The organism is Desulfosporosinus shakirovi (genome assembly GCF_020595055.1).
In the GTDB taxonomy this organism is placed as follows: domain Bacteria; phylum Bacillota; class Desulfitobacteriia; order Desulfitobacteriales; family Desulfitobacteriaceae; genus Desulfosporosinus; species Desulfosporosinus shakirovi.
In genome coordinates this window covers 1-23,170 of record NZ_JAJDOO010000012.1, presented here as the reverse complement: position 1 = coordinate 23,170, position 23,170 = coordinate 1, and the positions used below count along the sequence as shown (strand labels likewise).

25 protein-coding genes are annotated in these 23,170 nt (G+C 41.2%); 14 read left to right on the top strand and 11 right to left on the bottom strand.

Annotation, left to right across the window (positions count from 1 at the left end; translation table 11 throughout):
• Window positions 1-105: 105 nt before the first annotated feature.
• The 9 genes from LJE72_RS12205 to LJE72_RS12165 all read left to right on the top strand — a co-directional run bounded on the left by LJE72_RS12205 (window position 106) and on the right by LJE72_RS12165 (window position 10,130).
• Window positions 106-906: a class I SAM-dependent methyltransferase gene (locus tag LJE72_RS12205; protein ID WP_229247844.1), complete on the top strand. Its 801-nt coding sequence runs from the start codon at window positions 106-108 to the stop codon at window positions 904-906.
• A 13-nt stretch (window positions 907-919) separates the two neighbouring features.
• Entirely contained in the window at window positions 920-1,861 is a 942-nt protein-coding gene (gene miaA, locus LJE72_RS12200; RefSeq protein ID WP_229247843.1) for a tRNA (adenosine(37)-N6)-dimethylallyltransferase MiaA, read from the top strand.
• A 37-nt stretch (window positions 1,862-1,898) separates the two neighbouring features.
• Entirely contained in the window at window positions 1,899-2,159 is a 261-nt protein-coding gene (gene hfq / locus LJE72_RS12195; protein ID WP_229247842.1) for an RNA chaperone Hfq, read from the top strand.
• 166 nt (window positions 2,160-2,325) lie between these two features.
• Window positions 2,326-4,149: a translational GTPase TypA gene (gene typA / locus LJE72_RS12190; RefSeq protein ID WP_229247841.1), complete on the top strand. Its 1,824-nt coding sequence runs from the start codon at window positions 2,326-2,328 to the stop codon at window positions 4,147-4,149.
• A gap of 73 nt (window positions 4,150-4,222) precedes the next feature.
• Window positions 4,223-5,209: an AAA family ATPase gene (locus LJE72_RS12185; protein WP_229247840.1), complete on the top strand. Its 987-nt coding sequence runs from the start codon at window positions 4,223-4,225 to the stop codon at window positions 5,207-5,209.
• A gap of 139 nt (window positions 5,210-5,348) precedes the next feature.
• Window positions 5,349-6,971, top strand: coding sequence for a GTPase HflX (hflX, locus tag LJE72_RS12180; RefSeq protein ID WP_229247969.1), 1,623 nt, complete (start codon window positions 5,349-5,351; stop codon window positions 6,969-6,971).
• Window positions 6,972-7,008: 37 nt separating this feature from the next.
• The gene (locus tag LJE72_RS12175; RefSeq protein WP_229247839.1) at window positions 7,009-8,274 is read left to right on the top strand and encodes a methionine gamma-lyase family protein; all 1,266 of its coding nucleotides are present in this window, start codon (window positions 7,009-7,011) and stop codon (window positions 8,272-8,274) included.
• Between the two features lie 62 nt (window positions 8,275-8,336).
• Window positions 8,337-8,882, top strand: a complete 546-nt coding sequence (lepB, locus tag LJE72_RS12170; RefSeq protein ID WP_229247838.1) for a signal peptidase I — start codon at window positions 8,337-8,339, stop codon at window positions 8,880-8,882.
• 144 nt (window positions 8,883-9,026) lie between these two features.
• Window positions 9,027-10,130: a D-alanine--D-alanine ligase family protein gene (locus tag LJE72_RS12165; protein WP_229247837.1), complete on the top strand. Its 1,104-nt coding sequence runs from the start codon at window positions 9,027-9,029 to the stop codon at window positions 10,128-10,130.
• Window positions 10,131-10,280: 150 nt separating this feature from the next.
• On the opposite strand, the gene LJE72_RS12160 is transcribed toward LJE72_RS12165, so the two are convergent.
• Window positions 10,281-10,427, bottom strand: a complete 147-nt coding sequence (locus tag LJE72_RS12160) for a DUF2281 domain-containing protein (RefSeq protein ID WP_229247836.1) — start codon at window positions 10,425-10,427, stop codon at window positions 10,281-10,283.
• A 107-nt stretch (window positions 10,428-10,534) separates the two neighbouring features.
• On the bottom strand, window positions 10,535-11,149 hold the full coding sequence (gene lexA / locus LJE72_RS12155; protein WP_229247835.1) for a transcriptional repressor LexA: 615 nt from the start codon (window positions 11,147-11,149) through the stop codon (window positions 10,535-10,537).
• Window positions 11,150-11,257: 108 nt separating this feature from the next.
• On the opposite strand from lexA, the gene LJE72_RS12150 reads away from it, so the two are divergent.
• From LJE72_RS12150 to LJE72_RS12140, 3 genes are all read left to right on the top strand, one after another.
• Window positions 11,258-12,058 carry a M23 family metallopeptidase gene (locus LJE72_RS12150; RefSeq protein ID WP_229247834.1) on the top strand — a complete coding sequence of 267 codons (801 nt, stop codon included), beginning with the start codon at window positions 11,258-11,260 and terminating at the stop codon, window positions 12,056-12,058.
• A 153-nt stretch (window positions 12,059-12,211) separates the two neighbouring features.
• Entirely contained in the window at window positions 12,212-13,234 is a 1,023-nt protein-coding gene (locus LJE72_RS12145; RefSeq protein ID WP_229247833.1) for a D-alanyl-D-alanine carboxypeptidase family protein, read from the top strand.
• 48 nt (window positions 13,235-13,282) lie between these two features.
• On the top strand, window positions 13,283-13,531 hold the full coding sequence (locus tag LJE72_RS12140) for a hypothetical protein (RefSeq protein WP_229247832.1): 249 nt from the start codon (window positions 13,283-13,285) through the stop codon (window positions 13,529-13,531).
• Window positions 13,532-14,893: 1,362 nt separating this feature from the next.
• Here the strand turns inward: LJE72_RS12140 and LJE72_RS12135 are convergent.
• The 7 genes from LJE72_RS12135 to LJE72_RS12105 all read right to left on the bottom strand — a co-directional run bounded on the left by LJE72_RS12135 (window position 14,894) and on the right by LJE72_RS12105 (window position 19,313).
• On the bottom strand, window positions 14,894-15,055 hold the full coding sequence (locus LJE72_RS12135; RefSeq protein ID WP_229247831.1) for an ATP-binding cassette domain-containing protein: 162 nt from the start codon (window positions 15,053-15,055) through the stop codon (window positions 14,894-14,896).
• 431 nt (window positions 15,056-15,486) lie between these two features.
• Window positions 15,487-15,666, bottom strand: coding sequence for a hypothetical protein (locus LJE72_RS12130; protein WP_229247830.1), 180 nt, complete (start codon window positions 15,664-15,666; stop codon window positions 15,487-15,489).
• Window positions 15,663-16,325 (bottom strand): cytochrome c-type biogenesis CcmF C-terminal domain-containing protein, encoded by a 663-nt coding sequence (locus LJE72_RS12125; RefSeq protein WP_229247829.1) that lies wholly within the window; start codon window positions 16,323-16,325, stop codon window positions 15,663-15,665. The genes LJE72_RS12130 and LJE72_RS12125 overlap by 4 nt, the downstream gene beginning before the upstream one ends.
• Window positions 16,322-17,368 (bottom strand): heme lyase CcmF/NrfE family subunit, encoded by a 1,047-nt coding sequence (locus LJE72_RS12120; protein ID WP_229247828.1) that lies wholly within the window; start codon window positions 17,366-17,368, stop codon window positions 16,322-16,324. Before LJE72_RS12120 ends, LJE72_RS12125 begins: the two co-directional genes overlap by 4 nt.
• A gap of 23 nt (window positions 17,369-17,391) precedes the next feature.
• Window positions 17,392-17,787 carry a cytochrome c maturation protein CcmE gene (locus LJE72_RS12115; RefSeq protein ID WP_229247827.1) on the bottom strand — a complete coding sequence of 132 codons (396 nt, stop codon included), beginning with the start codon at window positions 17,785-17,787 and terminating at the stop codon, window positions 17,392-17,394.
• A 14-nt stretch (window positions 17,788-17,801) separates the two neighbouring features.
• Complete coding sequence (locus LJE72_RS12110) at window positions 17,802-18,800, bottom strand: hypothetical protein (protein WP_229247826.1); 999 nt, start codon at window positions 18,798-18,800, stop codon at window positions 17,802-17,804.
• A gap of 168 nt (window positions 18,801-18,968) precedes the next feature.
• Window positions 18,969-19,313: a YckD family protein gene (locus LJE72_RS12105; RefSeq protein WP_229247825.1), complete on the bottom strand. Its 345-nt coding sequence runs from the start codon at window positions 19,311-19,313 to the stop codon at window positions 18,969-18,971.
• 272 nt (window positions 19,314-19,585) lie between these two features.
• Here LJE72_RS12105 and sigI point away from each other — a divergent pair, with 272 nt between their 5' ends.
• Together sigI and LJE72_RS12095 are read left to right on the top strand one after the other, a co-directional pair.
• Window positions 19,586-20,314: an RNA polymerase sigma-I factor gene (gene sigI / locus LJE72_RS12100; protein WP_229247824.1), complete on the top strand. Its 729-nt coding sequence runs from the start codon at window positions 19,586-19,588 to the stop codon at window positions 20,312-20,314.
• Window positions 20,315-20,316: 2 nt separating this feature from the next.
• Complete coding sequence (locus tag LJE72_RS12095; RefSeq protein WP_229247823.1) at window positions 20,317-21,450, top strand: anti-sigma-I factor RsgI family protein; 1,134 nt, start codon at window positions 20,317-20,319, stop codon at window positions 21,448-21,450.
• Between the two features lie 329 nt (window positions 21,451-21,779).
• Here the strand turns inward: LJE72_RS12095 and LJE72_RS12090 are convergent, their stop codons facing one another.
• Both LJE72_RS12090 and LJE72_RS12085 read right to left on the bottom strand, forming a co-directional pair.
• Window positions 21,780-22,277: a hypothetical protein gene (locus LJE72_RS12090; protein ID WP_229247822.1), complete on the bottom strand. Its 498-nt coding sequence runs from the start codon at window positions 22,275-22,277 to the stop codon at window positions 21,780-21,782.
• 689 nt (window positions 22,278-22,966) lie between these two features.
• Window positions 22,967-23,170 (bottom strand): ATP-binding protein (locus LJE72_RS12085; RefSeq protein ID WP_248286342.1); only part of this gene is annotated, 204 nt, incomplete at its 5' end.

Genomic DNA, 23,170 nt, shown 5'->3' with positions numbered 1-23,170 from the left:
CGTAGCATTCGTTGCCTTTCAGCGATTAGTAATTGATAGACATCTGGAGTTTGCCTGTCTGTTGTTAAGGGTATACTACTAAATACGCAAAAAACTGGAGGCTCTATGTTTAGTGAAAGCCCCATCCTTATAAGGACAACTCATCTTGACTCCGAACTTCAAGAAAGACTGGAATGGTTTCTTCAGCAACCCGGGGGTAACTGGACCTTAGCACGGAGCGAAAATGGGGACCAGCCAGAGCTTAGGATTACCAGACGAGGAGTTTTCTTGCTTAATGGGCAGTCGCGAATAGCCTTTCATCCAAGTATGGCTGTCATTAGACTGATGAATCTTCTGCGTGGTGGATATGATCGTTATCTTGATGCAACTCAGTTAAAAGACGGAGACTCATTAATTGATGCTACCCTGGGTTTAGGAACAGATACACTCATTGGGGCATGGGCTGTCGGAAAAAGTGGGAGGGTTCAAGCGATAGAAAAGTCTCCGATTTTAGCCGCCATAGTACAAGATGGACTGAACCATTTCGCTAAGATCATCCCTGGCTCTACATCTAAGGATAAACAAGACACATGGTACGCTTTAACACAAGCGTCTCAAAGAATCAAAGTATGCTGGGGGGAACACAGGGATTATTTAAGTTGCATTCCAGATAACTCTGTCGATGTCGTCTATTTTGATCCAATGTTTCGCAATACCTGTAAAAATTCTGACTCAATTCAACCCTTACACAGCTGGTCAAACCATAGTCCGCTGGAAAACAAGTCGATTTTAGAAGCATGCCGCATTGCGCGACGCAGAGTTGTTTTAAAAGAACGAAAAAACAGTTCGGAATTCCAACGTCTCGGATTCGAAATACTCCTTGGTGGAAAATACAGCCCAGTTGATTATGGTGTAATTATAATTTGATGGAGATGGTTAGGTGTATCCACTTGTAATAATCATTGGCCCGACGGGTATAGGTAAGTCAGCACTTGGTTTAGCACTTGCCCAGAAGATCGGTGGAGAAATTATTTCTGGGGATTCTGTCCAAGTTTATCAAAAACTTGACATTGGATCAGCTAAACCATCCAGGGCAGAACTTGAACTCGTTCCACATCACCTTATTGATTTTCTTGATCCTACAGAGTCCTTTACTGCGGCACAGTTTAAAGTTATGGCCACTTCTTTAATTGACGAGATTAGGAGCCGTGGACATGTTCCGATAGTAGTTGGTGGAACTGGGCTTTATATACGTTCCTTGCTGGACCCCTATGACTTTTCGCAACAGGGCTGTGAAGAAATTCGCCTCAAATGGAATGAGTTTGCAGAACTGCACGGAAACTTATTATTGCATGAAGAGCTAAAGAAACGCGATCCTGAAACAGCTGAGCAACTTCACCCTAACGATGTCTTGCGAGTTACTCGAGCACTTGAAATCTTTGAATTAACCGGTAAAACTATATCAAGTCAACGTCAATTTAAGGATGATCAATATCAAACCCTTGATTCATCTATTGTATATATTGGATTAACTGCACCGCGCAATCTCATCTACGAACGTATCAACCAACGGTGCGTCGAAATGTTGTCCCAAGGTTTAATCAATGAAACTCTCAGTCTCATGAGGGAGGGTTATTCACTAACCTTAAAACCTTTGCAAAGTATTGGTTATCGACACGCGATTTGGTTCCTAAAAGGACTTGTGACACAACGGGAAATGCTCCGTTTACTGCAGAGAGACACACGTCATTTTGCTAAACGACAGCTGACTTGGTTTCGTCGAGATCCCAGAATCAGTTGGTATGATCTTGAAGTTGATCTTAATGTAATACTGGAGTCCGTGGTTCAGGCTTGCAGAGCTTGTCAATCTCGTGTAAAATAGATAAGAAGTAGAAAAATAAGGTGATGGAGGAAAATAAATGAACAAATCGCCCATCAATTTACAAGATACCTTTTTAAATCAAATACGCAAGGAAAACCTTCCTGTTACCATTTATTTGGTTAACGGGTTTCAACTTAAGGGACTTATCAAAGGGTTCGATAACTTTACCGTTGTTATCGAGTTTGAAGGCAGACAACAAATGGTTTATAAACATGCTATTTCAACCGTAATGCCTATTCGTCCAATTAACTTAGCTGCAGCAAGTGCCGGAGAATCAAGTTCGGCTAAAGGAATTTAATGAATCAATAGATAATACTTATTAAATACGGATAATTCCGAAAGCATGAAGAACTAAGTTCGGTTTTTTGCCGAACTTAGTTCTTCATGCTTGAATTCAGTACTCAACTGTGATATCTTAAAGTGATATATTTTTATTTAGTGAAAGAAAGGAATTCAGCCCAACTATGGAAACTCAAAATTTAAGAAACATTGCAATTATCGCTCACGTAGATCATGGGAAAACCACGCTTGTTGATGCTATGTTAAGACAAAGTGGAACCTTCCGAGCAAATCAACAAGTAATTGAGCGCGTTATGGATTCCAATGATTTAGAGCGTGAACGTGGAATTACTATTTTATCCAAAAACACTGCGGTACAATGGCAAGGAACAAAGATCAATATTATTGACACGCCGGGACATGCGGACTTCGGTGGAGAGGTCGAACGGGTATTACAGATGGTGAATGGGGTACTCCTCATTGTTGATTCCTTTGAAGGACCAATGCCTCAAACACGCTTCGTTTTACGAAAGGCTTTAGAACTTAAGCTTGTTCCGATTGTTGTTATTAATAAAATAGACCGCCCTGATGCTCGCCCTGCCGAAGTGGTCGACGAAGTATTAGATCTCTTTATTGAGCTGGGGGCAGATGATGAGCAGTTAGATTTTCCGGTCGTCTATGCTTCCGCCCGGACAGGAATAGCCGGACTTGAACATGATGCTTTGGCAGACTCTTTAGTCCCTCTGTTTAATGTCATCTTAGAAAACATTCCTGCACCGGTTGTTGATCTTGAAGCACCCTTCCAAATGCTGGTTACCACCCTGGACTATGACGATTATGTAGGGAAAATTGTTGTTGGCCGTATCGTTCGCGGGATAATTCACCAAAACGAAAATGTAACCTTAATCAAAAGAGATGAAAGTTTTGAACGTACCAAAATAGGTAAAGTTATGATTTATGACGGCTTAAAGCGTGAAGTTGTTCCTGAGGCTTCGGCCGGAGAAATCGTAGCGCTTACCGGCTTGACCAGTGCCAATATTGGGGAAACTGTTGCTTGTGCATTGAGCCCGGAAGCATTACCGACCATTGAAGTGGACGAACCAACTTTGTCTATGAATTTCATGGTTAATAATAGCCCCTTTGCCGGACGAGAAGGAACTTTTGTAACCTCACGAAAGATACGTGAGCGACTCTGGAAAGAGGTAGAGACTAACGTCAGCTTACGAGTTGAAGAGACTGACTCTGCCGATAGTTTTCAGGTTTCCGGCAGGGGAGAACTTCACCTCTCAATCTTGATTGAAAACATGCGTCGCGAAGGGTACGAACTCCAAGTGTCAAAACCTGAAGTTATTTATAAGATGATTGACGGCGTCAAATGCGAACCTATGGAATTTTTAATTTGTGACCTCCATGAAAGTTCTTTAGGCGCTATTATGGAACTCCTGGGGAAGCGTAAGGCTGAAATGGCGAATATGACGAACCTCTCGGAAACCCAAATGCGTGTCGAGTTTAAGATTCCGGCTCGAGGCCTGATCGGCTTCCGGGGAGAGTTTTTATCTCAAACACGCGGAGAAGGAATGATGAGTCATATGTTCCTGGGTTATGAACCCTATAAGGGGGATATTCCAGGACGAAATCGCGGAGCGCTGATTGCCTTTGAAGAGGGCGAAACAAACGCTTACGGCCTTTATTCAGCTCAAGAACGAGGCGCATTATTTGTGGACCCGGGTCTGCATGTATATGCAGGCATGATTGTTGGGGAAAATAAACGTGAACAAGATATTGAAGTAAATGTTTGCAAGAAAAAGCAACTCACAAATATGCGTACCAGTTCAGCCGACGAAGCTTTGCGACTTGATAAACCCAGAGAATTATCCTTGGAGCAATCTTTAGAGTTTATTAACGACGATGAGTTGGTTGAAATCACCCCTAAAAGCGTCCGACTTCGTAAGAAATTTTTAGATCACACGGCTCGTGTACGTTATGCAAAGAGTTTAACAGGGAAATAATAACAATAGGTTTAACCTGACACCTTTCATCTTTACTTGCGTATAGTAGTAAGGATGGGAGGTGCCTGTACTTATGACAATTAGAATAATGTTTGGTCCGGACAACCAAATACCGCCGGTTATTCACACTCCCTTGCCCCCCAAGACGGAACAAATACATACACCTGTAGCAGATATGGCGGGGATTGGACGAGTGCGTAAAAGTAATCCTGCTTCCATTGAAAAAGACCGGGATAAGGACAACAAAGACAAAGTCGCTGAAATTTTGAATGAGTTAGAGTCTTACATTGGATTAATCATTGTAAAACGTCTCATAAGAGATTTACAAGCCTTTGTAGAAATTCAAAAACGAAGAACTCATGAAAAACTCATCGCTGAACCCCTTGTACTCCATATGATTTTCAAAGGGAATCCCGGAACGGGCAAGACGACAGTGGCACGTTTAGTCGGGCGATTGTTTAAAGAAATGGGAGTTCTGCAAAAAGGACATATAATCGAGTGTGAACGCGCAGATCTGGTCGGTGAATATATTGGCCATACCGCTCAAAAAACTCGGGAGCAACTTAAAAAGGCTTTAGGCGGAATCCTATTTGTAGATGAGGCATATTCCTTAGCCCGAGGCGGAGAAAAAGACTTTGGAAAAGAATCTATCGATGTATTGGTGAAAGAAATGGAAGACAACAAAGATAGTTTTATATTAATCTTAGCTGGCTATAGTCAAGAAATGGACTGGTTTTTGCAAACTAATCCGGGTCTGAGGTCACGCTTTCCCATACATATTGATTTTCCGGACTATACTATCGATGAATTGTTGGCTATCGGAAAACTGATGTTTAAAACTCGGCAATATGAGTTGACAACAGATGCTGAAGACACCCTCCGTTTCCATCTTCAAATCTTGTTAAGTTCTCACCGCTATGCCGGAAATGCTCGGCTTGTACGAAATCTCGTAGAAAAAACGGTGCGAAAACAGGCTGTTCGCTTGTTTCAAAAACCAAGTTCCAGCCGAGAAGAACTCATCCAGATCTTGCCCGTCGATATTAACTTGGAAAATCTTTGAGATCTACTAACGTTATAGGATTTTTTTAGTCAGGAAATCCACCATTCTTGGCGATAGTTAAGTTTTCTAAGAAACTGCGCGACCAATTGAGTGCTTATTGATAGCACTTTACACTAAGAATACGAGGTAGTCTGTGAATATGGATATGGATATTTCGGGAGACTTATCCGGTATTCGGGCAAGTCAGTTACAAGAACTTAAGAAACTTGCGGACATTAAGACTGAACGTTCTGAACTAATCCATCCGGAAATTCTTAAAGAGCTCATACGCCTAACTCAACTTTGGAATCGAGAAATAGTCATCTATCTCTCACGTGCCGGTATCCTGTTGGCCGCGGCTGTAGGTCGTCATGCCACAGTAACCCTCCCACCTATTAAAGGCAGGTCAATTGGAAAACATCTGCGGTGCATCCATACACATCCTAATGGGAACTTTAAGCTGAGTCCTCTAGATCATAGTGCCTTGGAATCTCTTAGACTTGAAAGCATGGCATCTGTCGGAGTTCTTGAGGGGAAGTTTACTGGAATTCAAATCGCCTTCCGGACAGAGGAGAAGGACCCTTATATTGTTAACCTAAGTCCCCAAAACTGGCATAAGTTTGACTATAATGATGCTCTTGCTGACCTTTCAAAGATTGGATCAGGAAGCAGTACTAAGATAGAAAGGTCACAAAAAGTTAAAGAACTCGCTTTCTTAATTGCTCTGGAAGACTGTGAACAAGAAACCAATGAAGATTTAAAAGAACTGCGAGAACTAGCCCGTACTGCGGGAGTGGATGTAGTGGGCCAAATGGTCCAACTGCGGCGTTACGGTCAGTCACGCAGTTACTTTGGAAGCGGAAAACTTGAAGAACTAATTCATCGTTTACAGGAAACTGAAGCCAATGTTTTGATCTGTGATGATGAACTGTCTCCAACACAATCGCGAACCTTGGAGATGGAGACTGGGCTAAAAGTGTTAGACCGAACCGGATTGATTTTAGACATCTTTGCTCAGAGAGCTCAATCTCGAGAGGGTAAACTTCAAGTCGAATTGGCTCAACTTAAACACCTCTTGCCATTTTTGACCGGACAGGGACAAGCTCTCTCGCGTTTAGGTGCGGGAGTAGGATCGCGGGGCCCTGGTGAAACTAAATTAGAGTTAGATCGCAGAAGAATGCGAGATCGCATAAACCAGTTGGATAAAGAATTAAAACTAGTCTTGCAGCACCGAGATGTTCAACGTCGCCAAAGAACGAAAAGCGGTATGCCCATTGTTGCTTTAGTAGGGTACACTAATACCGGAAAAACCACGTTCATGAAAATGGCCATGGAACAAGCGGGCAGTCGGTCAGACTTACCGGTTGGAGAGAACAAACTATTTGCTACATTAGACCCGATTGTCCGCAGTATTAAAATAGACTCTTGTTTAGAAATTCTCTTGAGCGATACGGTTGGGTTTATTCGGAAATTACCGACACAACTACTGCGAGCCTTTATTGCGACATTAGAAGAAGTTAAACAAGCCGATGTTTTGATTCATGTTGTCGATGCAAGCCATCCGCAAGCGGTTCAGCACGCTGAAACTGTTCGAGAGGTGCTAATTCAGCTGGAATGCGCGGATAAGCCTATGATTACTTTGTTAAATAAGGTTGACCAAGTTACGGTTGAAGATGATCTGGATCAGTTAGCTGAATATCTTCCTTATCCAATCAAGATATCCCTTATACGCAGGGATTCTCTAAAGCCGGTATGGAAAGTCCTTAGCTCATTATTGAGCTAAGGCAGATTTGAGGTTGCCTTTGCTAGGAGGAAATTGTTTGTATTCGAATCCTAAATGGCCAAAGATTATTAGCAATGCGGTAGATGAGGCAGAAAAAGCACTCTTTGATCAATTACCTGCATTACAAGAAATAGCTGAAAAGAACCACGAAAAAGTTTTAAACGCTTTTCAAGAGGAACGAGTGGCTGCTTATCATTTACAAGGAACGACGGGGTACGGCTTGGGTGATTCGGGACGAGAAGTGCTTGATCGTGTAGTTGCGCGTATTCTAGGTGCGGAAGCAGCACTTGTCCGAGGCCAGTTCGTTTCAGGAACACATGCCATTGCCTCTGCCTTATTTGGTGTACTGCGACCTGGGGATCATGTTCTTTCGGTTAGCGGAACTCCTTATGATACATTAGAAGAAGTAATTGGGCTTAGAGGAGAAGGGCAAGGGAGCCTCAGGGATTTCGGGGTATTTCATGATACTGTTCCCTTGGATTCCCATGGCAAATTACAATATGCCCTAATTAGCGAGAAGATAACAACAAAGACACGAATGCTGTTGGTTCAGCGTTCACGCGGATATGCTTGGAGAGATGCTCTGATGATATCTCAGTTGAAAGAACTCGTAGACTTTGTCAGAAAACACTTTCCCCAGCTGATCATTTTTGTAGATAACTGCTATGGAGAATTAGTAGAGACTCAAGAACCCGGTGATATTGGGGTAGATTTAATGGCAGGATCACTGATTAAAAATCTGGGCGGGAGCGTGGCCCCTACTGGGGGATACGTGGCTGGACGCTCAGATTTGGTTGAACTAAGCGCTCAGCGCTTGACGGCTCCGGGAGTGGGAGGGCACATGGGTGCAACCTTGGAATGGCAACGCTTATTTTATCAAGGATTGTTCTTCAGCCCCTTAACCGTTTCTGAATCTATAAAAGGTGCGGTTTTTTCTGCGGCATTTTGGCGGGCTTTAGGATTTGAAGTGCATCCTCAACCAGAGACCGTGAGAACGGACCTTATTCAAGCCGTCAAACTTGGATCTCGGGAAAAGATGATCGCTTTTTGTCAGGGCTTACAGAAAGGGTCGCCGATTGATTCTCATGTTTTGCCTATTCCTTCAGGAATGCCTGGATATGAAGATGAAATCATTATGGCTGGAGGAACCTTTATTCAGGGTTCAACCAGTGAATTCTCCGCAGACGGACCTCTGCGAGAACCCTTTGTTGTCTATCAACAAGGGGGAATATCCTGTACTTATATACAGATGGGCAATATCTTAGCAGCCCTGAATTTGTGGCAACAAGGACTTCTGAGCTAATAAATCTTCCATTTAAACATCGGAAAATCTATGTTAAGATGTAGAGTAGAAAGAGGTGCACTATGGAAAGTTCGGAGAAGCCGAAAAGTTCCTTTCGTTTTTTGATAGAACTGGTAGAAATAGTACTCATTGCTTTCGCGCTTTCCTGGGTATTACGCACCTATGTGATCGAAGCACGAAAAATCCCGACAGGTTCAATGCTCCCAACAATACAGTTGGAAGACCGGGTCATTGTTGACAAGTTTTTCTTCAAACGATTTGATCATATTAATCATGGAGATATTATAGTTTTTCATCCACCACCGAGTGCTCATGCCACGGATGACTATATTAAAAGAGTTGTAGGCTTAGCAGGGGATAAAGTTGAAATTCGCAATAAGACCACTTACTTAAATGATCAACGTCTTGACGAACCTTATCTGTTAGAAAAACCCAACAACGATTTTGGTCCGATCGTTGTTCCCAACGATTCTGTCTTTGTAATGGGGGATAATCGTAACAACAGTGCTGATTCAAGAGAATGGGGATTCCTGCCTGTAGAAAATATTACAGGAAGAACTCTTTTTCGTTATTGGCCTTTAGATGAAATAGGAGCTCTTGCCCGTTAGGCGGGAGCTTTTTTCTTTTTCAAGCATATACTTTTATAGTTGCTTCTAAAACCGACTTTCCCTGTTTAATATTGGGGTCTATACTAGTTGGTGGGCACATACTTAATTAACTATTAACTACTTAATTAGAGAGGGTGAGGCATTGTGGATGATCACAAACAAAGTGTGGTTCTTCTGTTTGGCGGTCGCTCAGGTGAACATGAGGTTTCCTTGAACTCAGCTCAGTCAATTTACAAAGCGATAGACAGAAACCGTTACAGTGTAGAAACAATTGGCATCAATAAACAGGGTCAATGGTTTTGGGGAGTTCTACCGGAAGAAATTATTAAGAATGGGTTTCCTGCGATTACGGAGGGGATCCAGGTGACTTTAGTCATTGATCCTACCAAACCGCATTTTATGGCCATTGATGGCAGACCCCTTCCAAACCAGGGAAAATTCGATCTTGTTTTTCCGGTTCTTCATGGACCCTACGGCGAGGATGGAACTCTCCAGGGATTACTTGAGATGGCCAATGTCCCTTATGTAGGATCTGGAGTATTAGGGTCCTCCCTTGGTATGGACAAAGATCGGATGAAAGCAGTCTTTCTGGAAAAAAACCTGCCCTTGGCGCGCTATATTACTCTCCTTAGATCAGAATTCCTTGACAGACCTGAACTATGTCTTAATAAGATTGAAGAGAAGATAGGCTATCCCTGCTTTGTGAAACCTGCCAATCTAGGGTCCAGTGTGGGTATCTCGAAAGCTCATCACCGCGAAGAGTTGATGGATGCCTTAAAAACAGCAGCCATCTTTGATCGAAAGATTGTTGTAGAAGAGACGATCATTGGGCAGGAAATTGAAGTCTCAGTTTTAGGAAATGACGCACCAATAGCATCTCTTCCTGGTGAAGTCTTGCCTGCACATGAGTTCTATACTTATGAAGCCAAGTATTCTAATATTGGGTCGAGTCTTTTGATACCGGCGAATCTGGATGATATAGTCATTAAAAGCTTGCAGAGTATGGCTATTGAAGCTTTCCGTGCTGTCGAAGCAAATGGCTTAGGTCGAGTTGACTTTTTTGTGACTCCTGAAAAGGAAATATTTCTTAATGAGATAAATACCTTACCTGGATTTACGGAAATATCAATGTACCCTAAGCTTTGGGAAGCAACAGGAATTCCTTATTCTGAATTGATTGATCGTTTGATCGCCTTAGGGTTGGAGCGTTTTCAGGACAGACAAAACTGCAAAATTTCACGAACCTGATTGCCCTTCATATACTCCCAAGAATATTGTTTAAGATATGCAAGCAAAAAGACCGGTTTTCATTTGAAAGCCGGTCTTTTTATATTAGTTAGGAAGTTTAACGTAAGCGTTATTTACTTTCTGGAAGATACTTCTCGCCCTCTGCGGACATCACCAAGATTGTCGATTTCCAATTTCGTCCCAATCGGGCCGAGTATAACCTGCGGTTAAGAACTCTAAGAAATCATAGGCTGATTGCTTTGCTTCTTCGGGAAGTTTACTAATCAGCTTATATAAATCCTCATTACTAATAGCCATGAAAAGACCTCCTCTAATGTATGCGTAGTTTATTTTTCGTAAGTTAACAGTATCAATGTTAACTCATTCTCATAGTGCATATCTTTGTAATAAGAGACTTCACATCATTAGAGAGTACGGAAAACCCCGACGACCTTTCCTAAGATTGAAACGTCCTGAGAGTAGATGGGTTCCATTGATGGATTTTCAGGCTGAAGTCGAATAAGCGTTCTTTCTTTAAAAAACCGTTTTACCGTCGCCTCATCACCAATGAGGGCGACAACAATTTCGCCATTTCGTGCATCACTTTGTTGACGAACGATAATGTAATCTCCATCTAATATTCCTGCTCCTATCATACTTTCTCCCTGCACGCGAAGCATGAAAATGTTGTCATGGCGCACAAAATCAGCAGAAAGGGGAAAGGTTCCTTCGATGTTTTCAACGGCCAGAATAGGCTGGCCGGCAGTTACACGGCCGACAATTGGGACCTGGACAACTTTCTTCATTTCTAGAGCTTCACTGGAGCTGTCTAAAATTTCGATGGCTCTTGGTTTGGTGGGATCGCGTCGGATGTAGCCTTTGTCCTCCAAGGTCTGAAGGTGGCCATGCACAGTAGAACTGGATAACAACCCAACAGCTTCGCCGATTTCCCTAACGGCAGGCGGATATCCCTTTTTACGTATTTCCTGTTTAATAAATTCCAAAATATTCGTTTGTCGTTGAGATAAATCCGGGTACATAACAAAAACACCCCCATCTTTTCAGGAATATTGTACCATTCTTTCTAACAAAGTACAAACAAATGTTCGTTGTGTTTGAAAATTTTTAAAGAGAGCAGGTATAAATCTATGAGGATTCCTTTGAAACTTGTACGTGGATTGGCACAGATAAGTCTTTTAGTTGTTTTAGCAATAATCATTTGGCAGGTACTTCATCGTCCCCCCAACATTCCGCCAGACGTATACCCATATTTAAATACCATTTCTCCTTCGCTAGTGAAACAATGCGTACAAGAAAATCAGAAATCCCCGCATATGGCTTATGAGGATCTTTTAGCAATCCATTCGACAATCCCTAAAAATGAGGCTCAAAAGCTTATTGACCAACTTCAGGATAATATCACTATGTCAGACCTGAATTGGGGTATGCTCCCCGCCGATACGATAAAAGCAATTGGCAGACATCGTGAGATTCTAAGGGAATACTCATATTATCATCCTAATAAATATACTTTTCCCGTCGCAGGAACCACTTGGTATGAAGACAGTTATGGGGCAGATCGAGAGGGTGGGGTACGCAGGCATGAAGGAACTGATCTCTTTGGCAAAGAAGGGACGTCTATCATCAGTAGTTGTGGCGGGGAAATCGAACAATTAGGGTGGAATCGGCTAGGCGGTGAACGTGTCGGTGTACGCGGAGATGATGGAAATTATTATTATTACGCGCACCTGCAGTATATTTCTGCGAAACTCGTGAAGGGGGAACGAATCGAGGCGGGGGAGTTCATAGGAGGGATGGGACATACCGGAGATGCTTTGACAACACCTGACCACCTTCATTTCGGTATAGAACTGCCGAATGGAGAATGGACTAATCCCTATCCTTTTTTGGCAGTGTGGCATATGTGGGAGAGAGGGGAGAAGTCTTAATTGTCTCATTTCACAAAGATACTCAGTGTGAAACTTGCCTCGATCCTTTAAATTAGTTATAATAGCGTTGTTTGTATAAAGGTTTTAAAAGCATAGCGAACATTGGAATTTAGTTATTAAAGTGACATATTTTTTCAAAGAGGGGTTAATTTTTTGAAACATCCGGAGTATCATATTTCAAAATCAAAGTCTAAAAGAAAGTCCAGAAAAGTGATAAAAATGACCTTGCTGATCACATTCATTGTGATGTCGATTACTGGATTTCGTTATTTTAGTTCTGCTGGTACCAATTCCCTCGCTAGTTCTCTAATGACATCAATCATTGATGAGACCCAACCTTCTGATTTAATTAAGGCTGGTTCATCATCAGCTGAACTATCAACAGATGATGAAAGCTACGTTCTTATAGATCCACATACCAATAAGATTTTAAAATCCCATAATGCTGATGTACAACGCGCCCCGGCAAGTACCTTAAAACTTATTACGGGTCTTGTCGCAGTAAAGAACTTAAAAGGGACGGATATGGTGAAAGTTGGTACAGAAGTGAATGTTGAAGGTTCACGACTTGGGCTGAGGCCGGGTGATGAAATATCAGTTCATGATCTTTTAACTGCCTTATATGTCAACAGTTCAAATGATGCGGCAGCAGCTTTAGCAGTTAAAGCAGGTGGTTCAATTCCAGCTTTTGCTCAGCTAATGAACGAATATGCATCTAGTCTGGGATGTCAAAACACACACTTTACCAACCCGCATGGATTGCCGGATCTCAACCAATATACTAGCGCCAATGACCTTAGTAAAATCTCAAGAGAATTTGTTGATAATGATACACTCAAAGAATACGTTAAACAAACAAGTGCTCACGTTCAATGGAAAGACGCACAAGGGGTATCTCGTGAGTCTTATGTGCAGAATACTAATCTCCTTCTCGAGATATATCCGGGAGATCAAGGTCTGAAAACAGGGACAACGACTGCAGCCGGACAATGTCTTGTTTCTTATGTCTCAAGACCCGACGGGGATTTGTTGCTTGTCCTGTTAGGGAGCAAGGAGCGTTATAGAGATACTATTAAATTACTTGATGAAGCTTGGGCGGAACAGCGCTCAAAAGCTGCCCTGCAAGGTCTGGCAGATGACCCAAGATCGCTTATCTTGAGTCCGGGAATATTTTAGTCTCATTACTGTCATTAATTAATAATGGATTAATTGGAGGTTTGGAAATTGAATAGCCTAGGAGAGCCCTGTTTATTGGAAGATCGTGTCTGCACCGAATGCGGGGAGTGTGATCTTTGTGATCTTGATCCAAGGAAGCAATGTGATAATTGTTGCCAGTGTATTAATGTTCCTGAGGGGGATTACGCAGAGATAGAGATAAATGATGTTTTATTAAACACCGAAGCTCCAGAAACTGCTAAGCGCCATAATAAGCATAGTAAATACAAGGTGAAATCAAGTTCACTTCCTTTGTAAGCATACTGCCGAACATATACTACAAGTACGAAAAAAATAATGCTAATTTCATGAGATGAATATAGTAAATAGGCAACTTATCTTAGAACCTCCTTAGTGTTGATCCTCATATATTGAATGGCAGTTTTCTAACCATCCTTACAAAAAAACCTTAAATAGTTTGTATTTTACCAATTATCAGTTATTGTTATGTTTAAGAAATTATATAGTCCCAGATTATTTAGAATGAGATATTGTGTGCCCTTATTTTTAAAACCTAACGATTTAGCAGGAGTTATTCTATAGAATTGGGATATGAATGGCAATCGCAAAGCTTTTTTTGCAATCGACAGGGCATTATGAGCTCTTTGAACTCATTTATTCTTCTTCAGGATATTAAACCATTAACCATTGTATCTATATATTCCTGCTTCAAATAGCGTTCTGTAGTTGTAAGTTAGTAACCTTCAGTAACTTTGCGAACCATATACAACTTTGCAATTGGGTCCGATAATAGATATTATGTAAAGTAGAGTATTTAATACCGTAGGGGAGTAGCAGTTATATAGCCCAATTGCTTGATTTCGTCAATCTCAAGCAATTGGGCTATACTTTGTTGAAGTGTACTGGTTCTCTTCATTCTTATTGCTCATTCTTATTGCTGAGCATTATTGTTGAGTTTGGTGTATCTGGAACTTGTGCCTAGTTAGTATTTAACGCTTAGCGATTTAGAAAGTGTTTTTCTGAAGAAAGTTTTTACTGAACCAACAAAAATCAAGTTATTCGGTTATCGTTGATTCACTCATAGCCAACTATAAAATCCAGCCTCTAGGAGCCTCTGTAAGGCTCTAACGATACGAGCCCAGTATGATTCATAGAACCCATGAAACCCATGGCAATTGGACTGTAGTTTTGCAAAGGATAGATTTCACTTAACTAGACGAATTCTTTAAAAATTCGAATTAATTATAGAGCGATTAAACGATTATGATTAGACATATTTAAGCATCGTTTACCAAGAGCCCTTCTATTTTTGTTCCAACTATGCGTTAAATGCCTATTTAGTGAAGAGTTGTATGTGCTGTAACTTTACGTTTATAAACATCAAATTATTCTGCTGGTGTTGGATTTTCATTATTCCTTCTCGATATTACTATCTATCCCCTTCCCAATGTTTAATTAGCGGTTAAATGTCTAGTTCCACAAACAATCATTGTTCACTCACACTGCCTCACTATAGAATATAGACATCCGTAAAACCGAAGATTTTCATAGGCTGTAAGCTCTGGATACAAAAAAGAGCTATGTGAAAGGATACCAATTTTACGTTTTAATTCACCTTTAAGGTTAAACGATTGTTTCCCGATTTTAACCTCTCCTGAATCAGGTTTGGAAATTTAAAGCAAGGATTTTCAGGAGCGTCGATTTACCGGCTCCATTAGGTCCTAAAACAGCTGTGAACTCGCCCTTAGGAATCGTTAAAGAAATGTCCCTTAATATATTTTTATTACCATAGGTTTTAGATAAATTAATCCCTTCTATCAACGGTCCGTCCCCTCTCTTCTTCCATTTTCTTAAGAAGAGCCTTATAACCAGCTAAAGTGTTAAAATATTCTTCTTGAGTAATTTTCCCTTGGGCAAAGTGTTCTTCAAGTTGGAGTTTTGGCTAAGATTATTTGTTTTTTGATCTCTGAATTAACCACATCCGTTTGAGATTCTACCGCTTGAGTCTTGAATTGGTTTTTACGGCCTCGGTATAGAAAGGTGCCTGGAATCATGACGAGCATTAAGCCCATAAAAGCTACCAAGACGTGAGGATCAAGACCCTTTAACGTGCTTTTATTCCACTTTGCCATATGGCTCGGAGAATGAAACAGTGCTTTATCCTGGTATCCTGACTAAGAGTGAGGGTTGCCTGAACTCCAAGAGCAGGATAAAGGAAGAAAACTGTAAGACTACCTAAAACCATAAGCATTTTAACCCTTTTCATTGGCGTCTGGTCCCTTTAGAGTTTTTAAGTCAGCTTCGATTTCTTCTTCTAATTTTCTAAGCAGATCCTTTTCGGTTATTCCAGAAACTATGTCATTAGCCTTGAGCAGTTGTACAGCTTTTTCTTTATATAAAGCTTTCAATTCCTGATAATCATCGACAGTCAACTTATCATATCGTTATTATTGTGGATCACGCTCAAATCGGCATAAACAACCTCCATATTATCCCTTGAGGTTCGCTCAAGTCCCTTATAAGAGATAGTATAGCTCCCAACCACAGCAGTTTCTCCTGGCTTAAAGGTTTTGACAGCTTCGCTGTTAAATACATTTGAGCCTGTGACCCCTACAATCATCATCACAATTCCCATATGAATTACATAGCACCCATAGCGCCGTCGGTTTTTGCTTAAGAGCCTGATTAAAGATACGATGAGGTTCGCTCCAGTCAACTTTTTTCTTACCCGAACTCCTTTAAGAATATCCTGGAGGGTTGAAGAAATCACAAAAACGCAGATAGTGTAGGCAATTAACACATAAGGTTTGGTAATTCCACCTATTAAAACCATCACCGACATGCCTACAATTGCAATAATCCATGGCCACAGGAAATTTTTAGCGATATTTTCAAAATTGGCTTTCCGCCATGCGATCAAAGGGCAAATTCCCATGAGCAACGTAAAGGCTAAACCTATGGGTGCGTTGACCTGATTAACGAAAGGGATTCCCACGGCAATTTTTTGGCCTACAACGGCTTCTGATACAATCGGGAAAACAGTTCCCCAAAAGATACTAAAGGCGGAACCCACGAGTAACAAATTGTTCAATAAAAAACTACTTTCCTTAGATATATAGGATTCAAACTGATTTCTTGTCGAAGCAGGTGGATTCTGTCAGCTACCAGATATAAGGCTGCTAAAATTATTAATGAGGTAAAGATCAGGAAGTAAGTACCTAAGCTAGAATTCCCGAAGGCATGAACTGAAGCGACAACCCCACTTCGGATTAAGAACGTTCCAAAAAGCGTTAAGCCGAAAGTAACGATAATTAAGACCATGTTCCAGATCTTGAGCATATTTTTTCGTCCCTGGACCATGACCGAATGAAGGAAAGCAGAACCGGTAAGCCAAGGCATTAACGATGCATTCTCTACGGGATCCCAGGCCCAGTAACCACCCCAGCCCAATTCTACATAAGCCCACTGGGCCCCAAATAAATTACCCAGTGTTAAAAATAGCCATGAGATAAGTGTCCATTTTCTAGTCAGCTTAATCCACTGGTCTCCCGGATTTTTCATAATGAGAGCTGCCATGGCGAAAGCAAAGGGGACAGCGAAACCAACATACCCGAGATATAAGGTAACCGGATGAATTACCATCCCCGGGTTCTGAAGCATTGGGTTCATACCCATTCCATCCAATGGCGGATTTAGTAGCTGTACAAAAGGTTGGGAAACAAAATTCAGCATAAATAAGAAGAATACACTGACCACCATCATGATAGGGCTGGCATAGGGGATATACTCTTCATTTTCTTTCGAAACTGTAACAAGGGCTGCTAATAGAACAAGTATCCAAGCCCAGAATAATAGTGAACCGTCATTTCCCGCCCACAAAGCCGTTAATTTATAGATCGTCGGCAGATCCTGACTTGTATATTGGGTTACATATTCAATGGAAAAATCACCGGTTATTAAAGCGTAGAGCATAGCAAGGACGCTTATCGTCGTAAAAAGTGCTGTTCCATAAACGGCGTTTTTAGCGCTTAGGAGATATTTTAGTCTTCTATTACTATTAAACATAAAGAAAGCAGCTACGGAATAAATTCCCATCCCAAAGGCTGACAACCCAATAGTACCTAAATAGGCCACAATAATGTCCTCCCATATTCTATTTATTGTTGTTCTTCATATTTTGAAGGACATTTTGTCAAGACTTTATCGGCGAGAAAAACTTGTTCAACGGTGTATTTCCCATCCACTATCACATCAATTCCATCGTTAAAATTATCGGGCTTAACGCCTTTATATAAAACATAGTTTTTTTTTTGATCTTCTGAGATCATATCAAACCTTAATTCCACCTTAGATGGCTCCCACTTAACACTTTCGCCAACTAATTTACCACTTACTTTAAGATTTTTCCCTAATGTTCCTTTATCTGCGCTAGCCGTTACTTCATTAATGGTCATGTAATAGGTCTTGGAAGTATTAAAACTGCTGACCATCAAGTAACCAAAAGCCCCTAGTAGTACAGATAGGGCAAGGATAAGCTTTATCTTTTTGGGCATTATCACCCCTCCTCCTAAGAATCTTCCTCTTCATTAAGTTCAGCTAATAATTGGTGATAGGTTTCCTCGCTAATCCTTCCACATAATAAGGCATCTCTTAGTTTCCTTTTTTCAGCCTTAAGTTTTTTACGGCTCGGTTGTTTATTGTGTGAACTTTGTAGTTCCCTAAATTCCTCATCTATTATAAATTCTTCATGATGGGTACTGTTTCGATACGTAGAAATAGGCTTTCTGCTCATTGCTTTATAGATAATTAGCCCTAAAACTCCGACAAATGCGGTTAAGAAGACCAATACAACCGTGGCGCTAGTGCTCTTGCTCTGTGGTGACTGAGTGGACAGATCACTTTGGGCTTTCTGCTCGCTCAGAGGGGCAACCGAGGGGTTGGGATCAGACTTAGTGTAACTGACCTTTATTTGTACACTCTCCCCAAGTTTTAAGTTCTTTAATTCTTTCTTGTAAACGCTGAAGCCCTCGTAACCAGTTTGTGCTTGGCCGAAATCAGGAGTAACAACCATGTTTGAGGCTTTTTTAGGCTGAAATACGCTTACTTGGGCCTGGGTGACAGGATATTCGGAAATATAGTCATAAACGAAGGTTTTATCCAGGTTGCCCTCTAAATTGTTGTAATAATACTCTATTTGAACAGATTTTGTCTCACCGGGCTGTAATGGCTCCGGAAACTTCCAGACAATTTGATCATTTTTTTCATTGTGTTTTACCGTAGGTTCAACGTGATTATCTCCCTTAGTCTTATCTGCTACAGTATATCTTTTTGAGTTCTTGGGAAGATTCCAGACAAACTCACCTGAGTAGGGCTGGTCTGATGAATTTTTCAAGTCGACGGAATAAATTAATAAAATATCCGGTGTATCGTACTCTGGCATTACATTAATATCCATATTTATGATTTCGAGTTTAGGTGTTTCAGCACAGGTAGTTTTTGTACCTATTATTAAGCTAAGAACTATGATAAGCGAAAAAAACCATTTTTTCGCTTTAGATTGCCTCATTTTTCATACCCCCACGATTTTAATCTACTAAATAAACCTATCTTACTCAGGTGTCAGAAGTGTGTCTCCCCCCTTCCCCAAAGCACTGAGAATGAACAAAAACACGAGTACCCTATACTGGTTACCCGTGCTAAGCTTTCTGCATATGGATCTATCTAAAGCGGAGTCTTACCACATTCCTCCATAGTAACCGCCACCACCCCAGCTGGACCCACATCCATAACCATAACCTGGATCATTCCCAGGAGTTGGAATCTGACCCTGTTGTTGGCTAAACTGCTGACGATATTGTTCACCAGCGTCGATATTAGCCTTTGTAGCATCTGCTTGAGCCTTGGTGATCTCGCCTGCCTCAGCGTATTTGTCCACAATCTGTTTTCGAATCTCTGAAATTTGTTTATTGAGGGCATCAATATCAGCTTTTTGTTGATCCGTGATAGCAGCGTAGACAGGAGCAGCAGCTAAAGCGAGAGCAAATACCAAAGTAAGAATAACTAATAACCTTTTTTTCACGTTATGTACCTCCTTGTTATTATCTAGGCCATAGCATAAACAAGTTTCTTTACAGAAAGATCACATTAGATTAACATTTTTGTAACATTTCAGTTTCTCATCTAATTCTTTAGGAAAATTTTGTGCCCGCTCTACAGTAGCTTATGCAACATAAAAGAAACATTAATGTGACAATCCTGTAACATTCTACCCCCATAATGGAGTAGAATGTTTTTTTCTACCCCTTAAAACTTCTGCCTACTTTCGAATAAACTATCAGCGGAGTGATGAAAATGCAAGATCAGGTTTCGCAAGAGACCCTATTATCAGCCAAGAACGGCGACACTCTCGTACGAGAGGAACTCATAAGATCTCATAAAACATTTATAGCTCAGGTCAGTTCCAAAATCTGCAACAGGTATTTAACCTGGGATAATGATGATGAGCTTAGTATTGCTCTTCTGGCCTTCAATGAAGCGATTGACACCTTCGACCCTCATGGGGGAGCCTCTTTCTTAAGCTTTGTTCAAATGGTAATCCGGCGAAGATTAGTGGACTTTTTTCGCAAAGAAGGCAAACATCAACATCGTTCCCTCTCACCTATGAACTTAGAGGATGAAGAACTGAGCCGCTTCGATCTTGATGCGTCCCAAGAGCAATATCAAGAAACCGAGAACCAAGACGCCTTTGCGGAAGTCATTGAAGGCTTTATCCTCGTGCTAAGTTACTATAATGTAACCTTAGATGATTTACTAAAAGTCTCCCCTAAACAAAGAGACAGCAAGCAAAATCTTCTGCGAGCGGCCTTGGCTTTAAGCAATAACCCTGGTCTTATGGAATATCTTAAGACTCATAGGCTATTACCCATTAAAGAACTGGAGGTATTGACCGGCGTAAAACGTAAAGCCCTGGAAAAGGGGCGAAAATATCTTATTGCTCTGGCTCTCATCTTATCTGAGCCGTCATTTTATCCGCTCAAAACTTTTATGCAGATTCCAGCAGAACCAGGAGAGGCGGTTTAGAAATGAAAACCAAAGGCATTGTAATGCGAACCTCACCAAAGCTTACAGTCATCTTTACAGAGAAAGGCGACTTCTTAGAAATCTCTACTCCTAAGGAGCAGCCCAGAATAGGCCAAACAATTGAAGTGACTTTAAAACCTCACCGGATGCCATCATTCCATAATTCCTGGCTTAAATATTCGAGTGCAGCAGCTGTTTTATTACTTGTATTGAGCATCACGGCATTCTACCTCCTATTCATTCCGAATATGGCAGTAGCCTCCGTTGCTCTGGATATCAACAAAGGGATCGAGTTGCTTGTTAATAACCAAGGTAAGGTTATCAAGGTCCGCGACGTTAACGGTGGATCGAGTATATTGGAAGGGATATCTATTGAAGGGTTAAACGTGTATCAGACTGTTAATCTAATTATAGAAAATGCCAAGAACAAGGGACAATTAAATGAGAACCAAAACCTAGTTTTAGCTAACGTGGTACCGGTCAATAGGTGGGGAAACAATTTGATTGATACTGAAATACTGCGAAGCACAATCCGTGATGAAATGACTCGCAGGAACTTGTCCGGAAGTGTGGTTGTCGGTCAAACAACCCAAAATATCCAGCAGGAAGCCCAGCAACAGGGAATGACGGTTAACAGTTATTTAATTTATGATCGATGTGAAGAGAAAGGTATAGCTGTTCAAGCCGATTCCCTCCGCACTAATGTACGAAAGGCTCTCGCGGATGCAAATGTCAGTGTATCCAGCCTTTTCCCTGAAGAAAGTTTGGAGATAAGAGCACAAAACCGGAAAGATAACCCCGCAGATACCCAGCAAGAGCCAAATGTTCCAAAGATACCAAAACACAAGCAACCATCAAATATGCAACCAAAGGTTACTGAGAACCATAATTATACTGAACATTCCACGAATCAGAGCAAGCCGACCGCACAAGAAACATCCCATGATTCAACTGAACCTAGTTCCGACCATATATCCCCGGACCATAGAACAGTGGAAAGTCCCCTACCACTTCAGCCTACAAACCCTCCCTATAATGGGGAAACAGATCAAGATCAAGAACATGATCCAAAACTAGAACATTCCACAGAGAAAATGCCGCAGGGTTCGGGTGAGCACACAGAGGGGGATAGGTGACACTCGTGATAAAAAAATACCAGAAGACGAGATGACGAGCAAAATGCTTGGTCTTCTCGTTTCTTTTTAGTGCGCTCAAATGCCAATTTACAACCAATAAGACCTTAATAATTATAAAACACAACGAGATGACAAGTGATATGCTTGCCTTCTCGTTGTGTTTTATATCTTCCAGCGTTTTATCCTTCTCCATCTAATTGGGATTGATAAACAGCGAGTCCTGTGAAAGAAGGACCCCGATTGAAAATCAGGATCCCTTTATGCAAAGAATATATACAATTCAACGCCTTTTCTGGCATTGTTTCAGTCCACTTAATTAAGTAGATTTATCATTCATGACCGATTCCTGACATATGATTCCCAGACATACTATTATGGTTCTGGTTGTGGTTAGTATTATGAGTATTCCCGTTCATACTACTATAATGCAATTGTTGGTGTTGTTGGGGATTCATATTAGAATGTCCATCACTGTAATGATATTGATTAGGCTGCCCTGTGGTGACTGGCGCAGAGGTAACGGTTTTAGCTGGGACGGTTACAGGGGGACTTGCCGGAGTTACAATCGAAGCTGAAACCGGTTTTGTAACCGTAACAGCTGCTGGAGTGGCAACCGGAGTATTAATCGGATTGACAGCTGGGGGATTAACTGGGGCAGCACTGTGGTCCGAGTTCATGACCACTGGATTTGGATCGTTTTTAATCCATTCGGCAATATTCTTCTGATAGTCCATGGAGGTGGCAGCTCCGGCCACACCGACGGCACCGACAATTAAACCAAGTGATAAGGCACTTACCAAGAATGTGTTTTTAATGTTTCTTCTCATGATATATCATCCTTTCGTTTTGAATCCTTTGATTATGGCAATGTTTAAGTTAACCGCCATACTCTTATATTTGTCGCCCCCCCCGTTTTCATCTAGTTATTCGTGGAGACAGACTATTTTTTAGGGGTAGTTAAAAATAATTTTCACTTTTCTCTATGGGAAGATACTTATTTTCACGTTTTATTATAAAAACTTGATCACTAAAAAATACTTGAATTTAAATGTTGCTAAATACTCAAATTAACTAATACCTCTGACAAGTAACAAAAACACGAGGACACTCATTCGTCTTCCCCGTGTTTTTAATGACTTATGACACAACTGGGTTGTTAGTGGTGGCTATAACCATAACCATAGGCAGGTGCTGCAGAGGCGATAGGTGCCCCTACAGTAAGTAACGCAAGACTTCCTATAAGTACTAAGGCCGCTTTAGGTAATTTCATTGAGGCATATTTGACGAATAGATTGTGAAATATTGGTGTCCACCCGATTGATTCAGCCCAATAGATTCTACCACCAGTTTGTTGTCTCCGGTAAGCATGACAAGCTTTTTCACGGTACAGGTTTTTAACATTATCGTGACATAAACTCTAACAAAAAAAGAGCATCTTTTTACAGATACTCTGATAATAGAGTTGTTATTTTTGCCCACGTCTATCATTTTTGTTAACAGTCTGCTTTGATAATCACTAAGCTTCTTCAGTTAATGGCAAATACAAAGTGAAAACGGCTCCATGGCCGGGTTCGCTTTCCGCCGATACTTTTCCGCCATGCATTTCAACAATTTTCTTAACAATAGAAAGTCCTAAGCCCGTTCCGGTTCCACGCCTCGATCTGGATATAGTGGCTCGGATGTAAAGACAAAAATAATTAAAAAGATAATGTACCAGATA